At 73.5% G+C, this 5804-nt stretch carries 4 protein-coding genes and 2 pseudogenes; 4 read left to right on the top strand and 2 right to left on the bottom strand.

Going from position 1 to position 5804, the window contains the following annotated elements:
- Positions 1 to 621, bottom strand: a pseudogene (locus CCN42_RS23240) (chaplin); the annotation flags it as partial.
- A gap of 288 nt (positions 622 to 909) precedes the next feature.
- Here CCN42_RS23240 and CCN42_RS23235 point away from each other — a divergent pair.
- The 3 genes from CCN42_RS23235 to CCN42_RS23225 all read left to right on the top strand — a co-directional run bounded on the left by CCN42_RS23235 (position 910) and on the right by CCN42_RS23225 (position 4753).
- On the top strand, positions 910 to 2517 hold the full coding sequence (locus CCN42_RS23235) for an alpha/beta hydrolase (protein ID WP_086738487.1): 1608 nt from the start codon (positions 910 to 912) through the stop codon (positions 2515 to 2517).
- Between the two features lie 53 nt (positions 2518 to 2570).
- Positions 2571 to 3665, top strand: coding sequence for a baeRF3 domain-containing protein (locus tag CCN42_RS23230; protein ID WP_086738484.1), 1095 nt, complete (start codon positions 2571 to 2573; stop codon positions 3663 to 3665).
- A gap of 62 nt (positions 3666 to 3727) precedes the next feature.
- Positions 3728 to 4753, top strand: coding sequence for a Gfo/Idh/MocA family protein (locus CCN42_RS23225; RefSeq protein ID WP_086738481.1), 1026 nt, complete (start codon positions 3728 to 3730; stop codon positions 4751 to 4753).
- Position 4754: 1 nt separating this feature from the next.
- Here the strand turns inward: CCN42_RS23225 and CCN42_RS23220 are convergent, their stop codons facing one another.
- Positions 4755 to 5168: an SsgA family sporulation/cell division regulator gene (locus CCN42_RS23220; protein WP_086738479.1), complete on the bottom strand. Its 414-nt coding sequence runs from the start codon at positions 5166 to 5168 to the stop codon at positions 4755 to 4757.
- 374 nt (positions 5169 to 5542) lie between these two features.
- Between CCN42_RS23220 and CCN42_RS23215 the strand changes: the two are divergent.
- Positions 5543 to 5804 (top strand): annotated as a pseudogene (locus CCN42_RS23215) (phosphatase); the annotation flags it as partial.

Raw genomic sequence — 5804 nt, 5'->3', positions numbered from 1 at the left:
TTGAACCGGCGGCGCAGCGCGGCGCCGCCCAGGACGAGGGCCGTCGCGCCCGCGGCGAGGGGGAGTGCCGCGTCCGTGCCGGTGTCGGCGAGCGCGACCTCCGGCGGCTGTGCGACGTGCGGCACGTGGTCGGGGCCCGGTTCGGCCTTGGGCGGCGACTTCGGCCCGGTGGGCTCTTCCGGGGTGACGGGCGGCCGGGAGGGCTTGGGGCCACTCGGACGGTCCGGTTCACCGGGGGTGTTCACCGACTCGTTGCCGGTGGCCGGATTGCCGATGCCCACCACGTTCACGGTGTTGCCGCTGACGTTGACGGGGAGGTCGACGGGGAGCTGCACCCCGTTTCCGGAGACCACGCCGGGCGAGTCGGCCGTGTCGCTCTCGGCGACGGCCCCGCCGCCGGNNGCCCGCGGCCGGGTTGAGCAGTCCCACCACGTTCACGGTGTTCCCGCACACGTTGACCGGCAGGTGCACCGGAAGCTGGACGGTGTTGCCGGAGACCGCCCCGGGCGAGCCTGCCGCGACACCGTCGGCCGTGGAGTCGGCGTGCGCGGGCATCGTGAGGGCCATCGCGCCGGACGCGGCGGCGACGGCGATCACACCGTTTCGGGTAACCCGTCTCATTGGGGGTCCCTGCCTTCCAGACATATACGCGAGCACTCACCCGCACCGGACAGAACGCGAGCGAGGGCGCCGGGGTTATGGCAGCGGGTCACGCCCGGGCCCTGTTCACCCCATCGGGTGAGTGCGTGGTCGAACGGGTGGCGAAGCGGTTCCGCACGGTGGCCGAAAGCGGGGATGGTACGCCGCGTTCGCCGCCCCCGCCCGTCCGGAGGCGCCCCTTCCGGTGTCCGCTTATCGTGAGCGAGGGTGCCGTTCCCCGGTCCGCAGCCCGGCGCCCTGGAGGCATCGATGCCGGCACACCCGTCGACTCGGCCCGCACCGCGGCGCCGCGCCCTCCTCGGGGCGCTCGCCGTGACGCTGCTGAGCGCGGGTCTTCCGGCGGCGGCCGCGGACGACGGCGCCCAGCCCGACCTGTCCCGCTTCTACCGTCAGACGGTCTCCTGGGGAAAGTGCGAGGGCGAGGACATGCCGAAGGACCTGCAGTGCGGCAAGGTCACGGTCCCGCTCGACTACGCCCGGCCCGAGACCGGCACCCTCGATCTGGCACTCGCCCGCTACCGGGCCAGCGGCGACAAGCGGGGCTCGGTCGTGCTGAACTTCGGCGGGCCGGGTGGCCCGGGTGTCGCCGGTCTCGCGGCCGGCGGCCGGGCCTACCTGGACCTGACCGACGGCTACGACGTGGTCAGCTTCGACCCGCGCGGCGTCGGCCGCTCCTCCCCCGTCAGCTGCGGTGACACCTACACCACGGAGCCGCCCGCCGACGACGCCGACGAGGTGCTGCGCGATCCGCAGGAGCTGCTGCACCAGTTGCGGGAGGAGGCCGAGGCCTGCGAGAAGCACTCCGGGCCGGTCCTGCCGCACATAGGCACCGTGAACGTCTCCCGCGACCTGGACGTCATCCGCCAGGCGCTGGGCGACAGGAAGCTCAACTACCTCGGTTTCTCCTACGGGACGCGGCTCGGCGCGGTCTACGCGAAGCAGTTCCCCGACCGGGTGGGCCGGCTGGCGCTGGACGGCGTCGACACCCTGACCGAACCGCTCACCGAGCAGGGCGTCGCGACGGCCCGGGGGCAGCAGACGGCACTGGACGACTTCCTCGACTGGTGCGCGCGCGACATCGCCTGCCCGTTCGGACAGGACGCGCGCCGGGCCCGGGAGGACATGCGGCGGCTGGTCCGCTCGCTGGACGAGAACCCGGTGCCTACCGACTTCGGCTACGAGTTCAGCGGCCAGGACCTGGTGGGCGCCATCGGGCAGGCGCTGTACAGCAAGGAGCTGTGGCCGTCGCTGGAGCGGGCACTGGCCTCGCTGATGGAGGACGGCGACACCCGCCACATCGAGGCGTTCACGACCGGCGGCTATCACCTCCCGGACCACCGGGAGGAGGCGGGCCGCCGCGCGACCGGACCGAAGGCCGGGGGCGGCCTCGCCGACGAGGAGGACGTCCCCCTCGACAACCTCGTCGCGGCGCTCACGGCGGTCAACTGCGCGGACGATCCCGACCGCCCCACGGCCGGCCGGATCGAGCGCGACCTCGGCCGGCTGCGCACCGCGTACGAGCGGGCCTCCCCGGTCTTCGGCCGGTACCGCCTCTCCGAGGTGCTCATGTGCTACGGCCGCCCCCGCGGCACCGATTTCATCCGAGACGAGGTGAAGAACGTCGACACCCCGAAGCTGCTGCTGGTCGGTACGCGCGGCGACCCGGCCACGCCGTACCGCTGGACCGAGCAGACCGCACGGCGGCTCGGCCCGTCGGCCGTCGTCCTGGACAACAAGGGCGACGGACACACCGGATACGGCTCGTCGAAGTGCGTCCACCGCAAGATCGACGATTTCCTGCTGTACGGCACGCTGCCCCCGAACGGCAGCTCGTGCGGCGTGGAGGAGCGCGAATGATCTCCGATTTCTCACCGAATGCCCGAGCTGTCGATCGGTCCTATGGTGCTGTCATGGAGCACGCACTCAGTCCCACGACCCTCGCCGAGCTGCGGCGCCCGCGCCCCTACCCCGCGGTCTCCGTGCTGACGCCGACCCATCGCCGGGAGCCGGAGAAGTCCCAGGACCAGGTCCGCCTGCGCAATGTGGTGGCCGAGGCGAAGAAGCAGCTGGAGCACGATCCCGCCGTCCCCCGCGACCGGCGCGCCGATGTCGTCGCCCAGCTCGACCAGGCGCTCGCCGAGGTCGATCTGACGCACACCGAGGACGGTCTGGTGATCTTCGCCGCCCCGGGTGAGCACCAGGTGTGGTCGCTGGCCCGGACCGTCCCCGAGCGCGTGGTGCTCTCGGACACCTTCCTCACCCGCAACCTGGTCTCCGCCCAGGCCGCGGAACGGCCGTTCTGGGTGCTGTCGGTCGCGTCCGACCGCGTCACGCTCTGGAACGGCGGTGCGGACCGGGTCGTCGAGGAACGCTCCGGCGGCTTCCCGATGGTCCGCGACAACGACAACTTCGACCCCGAGCGCCTGCAGCGCGTCGGTGACCAGCCGAGCGCCTACCGCGACGAGGACACCCGCCACTTCCTGCGCGAGGCCGACCGGGCGATGACCGCGATCCTGCGCGACAGCCCGCGCCCGCTGTACGTGACCGGCCGGCCCGCCGCGCTGTCCCTGCTCGACGACGTCGGCGAGGCCGTCAAGGACGCGTCGCACGTGCCGCACGGCGGCCTGGCGAACGCCTCCGCGGACGCGGTGTGGCAGGCGGTGCGCCCGCTGATCGAGGCGGAGGAGGCCCGCGGCGTGGACAGCGTGGCCGACCAGCTCGAAGCGGCGCGCGGGCACCGGGAGTTCGCGGCAGGGGTGGACGAGGTCTGGCAGAACGCCAGGCAGGCCCGGGTCCGGCTGCTGGCCGTGGAGGAGAACTACCGGGTGACGGTGCGCGACGACGGCGAGCATCTGATCCCGGCCGAGAGCGGCGATCTGGACGCGCGCGAGGACATCGTGGACGAGATCGTCGAGCAGTGCCTGGAGACCGGTGCCGAGGTGCGCTTCGTCCCCGACGGCACGCTGGGCGAGGCGGGCGGGATCGCCGGGGTGCTGCGGTACTGACGGCGCCCGCGGCCCGGCCCGTACGCTACCGGCGGGACAGTCGGCGACGAGGGAGTGCGGGCGTGGGCGAGCTGCTGGGCGTGGCGGTACTGGGCGCGGGGCACATGGGCGCCGATCACATACGGCGGCTCGACCGGGTGGTGAGCGGCGCCCGGGTCGCCGCGGTGGCCGACCCCGACCCCGACCGGGCGAAGGAGGCGGTGGCCGGGCTGGACGGGGTCACCGTGCATACCGAGACCGAGGCGGCGCTGGACGCGCCGGGCGTGCGGGCCGTACTGATCGCCTCTCCCGGCCCGGCGCACGAGGAGGCGCTGCGCGCGGCGTTCGCGCGCGGGCTGCCGGTGCTGTGCGAGAAGCCGATGGTGCCGGGGTCCGCGGGCGCGCTGCGGGTGGTCGAGGCGGAGGCGCGGCTCGGGCGGCGGCTCGCGCAGATCGGGTTCATGCGGCGCTACGACGCCGAGTACCGGCGGCTGAAGGAGCTGCTGGACAGCGGGCGGCTGGGCCGGCCGCTGATGCTGCACTGCGTCCACCGCAATGTCTCCTCGCCGCCGGGCTTCACCAGCGCGATGCTGGTCGACAGCTCCGTCTCGCACGAGATCGACGCGGCCCGCTGGCTGCTGGGCCACGAGCTGACGGCCGTGACCGTGCTGCGGCCGCGGTCCTCCGCGCTGGCTCCCGAAGGGCTGCTCGATCCGCAGTTCGCGGTGTTCGAGACCGAGGCGGGCGTGCTGGTCGACGTGGAGGTCTTCGTCAACTGCGGCTTCGGTTACCAGGTCCGCTGCGAGGCCGTCTGCGAGGCGGGCGGCGCGCGGGTGGGCGAGCAGCACACGATGGTCGTCACGGCCGGCGGCGAGGCGCGCGAGGAGGTGCCGCAGGACTATCTCGTGCGGTTCGCGGACGCCTACGACCGCGAGGTGCAGGCGTGGGTCGACGCCACCCGGCAGGGGCGGGTCACCGGGCCGAGCGCCTGGGACGGGTACGCGGCGTCCGCCGTCGCCGAGGCCGGGGTGCGGTCCCTGGAGGGCGGCGGCCGGGTGGCCGTGGAACTGGCCCCGCGCCCGCAGCTGTACGCCGGCTTCGGCGGCTGACTCAGACCCCGTCGAACAGGCCGCTCAGCCCCCGGTCGACGGCCTCGGCGACGTCTTCCCGGCCGGCCGCCACCAAGGCGTACGTGCGCAGCAGGAACCGGTGCAGGGCGGCCGTGTCGAACTGGAGCAGCGCCAGCCCGAAGGGGGAGTGGAGCTCCACGACCGTGCGCTCCCGGCCGCACGGCCACAGATGCACGTCCCCGCCGCCCGCGGGGCCGCGCAGTCCCTCCTCCAGCAGGCTGCGGGCGAAGGTCCAGCTGACCGGCTCCCCGTCGAGGGCGGCCTGGGGCGGGAAGTCGAAGTGCACCGCGAACGGGTCGTCGGCCGTGTACCGGAGCACGGCGGGCACGTCCCTGTCCCGCTCGTCCGCCGTGATCAGACGGGCGCTGGCGGACTGCTGGAGGGCGAGGTCCATGGTCGGTCTCCCTGCGGTGGGCGATCGGGCCGGTGTGCCAGTACGAGCGCGCGGGCGCCTGTCACATTCTGTGATCCGCGTCACGCCGCCGGGCCCCCGCACCTCACCTGGAACACACGGCCGTCGAACGATTGGATGAGCGCCGTTCTCGCCACCCGCAGCTCCGTCAACTCGCGTACGTGCTCTACGACTTACCCCTCTCGCGCCGTACGCCCCGGCTACGCCGCAAGCACTCCGGGAAGACTGTGGCATATGCCAGAAGCACCACCGGATCGTGTGTCGCCAAATCCCTTACGGGGCATCTCGGGCTGTGCAACAGTCATAGCGGTCCCACCGCCCGCCTTGGCCGAACCGTCCCCTTATCGGAGTGCGTCATGCCGTCCCCTCTCTCCGCGGACCACCCAGCCGCCCAGCCGCCAGGACGCGGCCAGGTCGATGCCCTCATCACCCAGACGCGGCGGCTCAAGGGCGAGGTGGACGCGGTACGGCGGGACGCGCAGCCGGACGGTACGGACCCGCACGGCCGCTGGGAACGCGCCCTGTACGAGCTGGCCCTGCACGAGCTGAACGACCTCGACGAACACCTGGCCCAGCTGCGGGACGGCCCCCCGCCCGCGCCCGCGCCGGCCCCCGCGG

This window comes from Streptomyces glaucescens (assembly GCF_002154375.1).
GTDB lineage: Bacteria > Actinomycetota > Actinomycetes > Streptomycetales > Streptomycetaceae > Streptomyces > Streptomyces glaucescens.
This window is presented reverse-complemented; position numbering and strand designations above follow the sequence as displayed.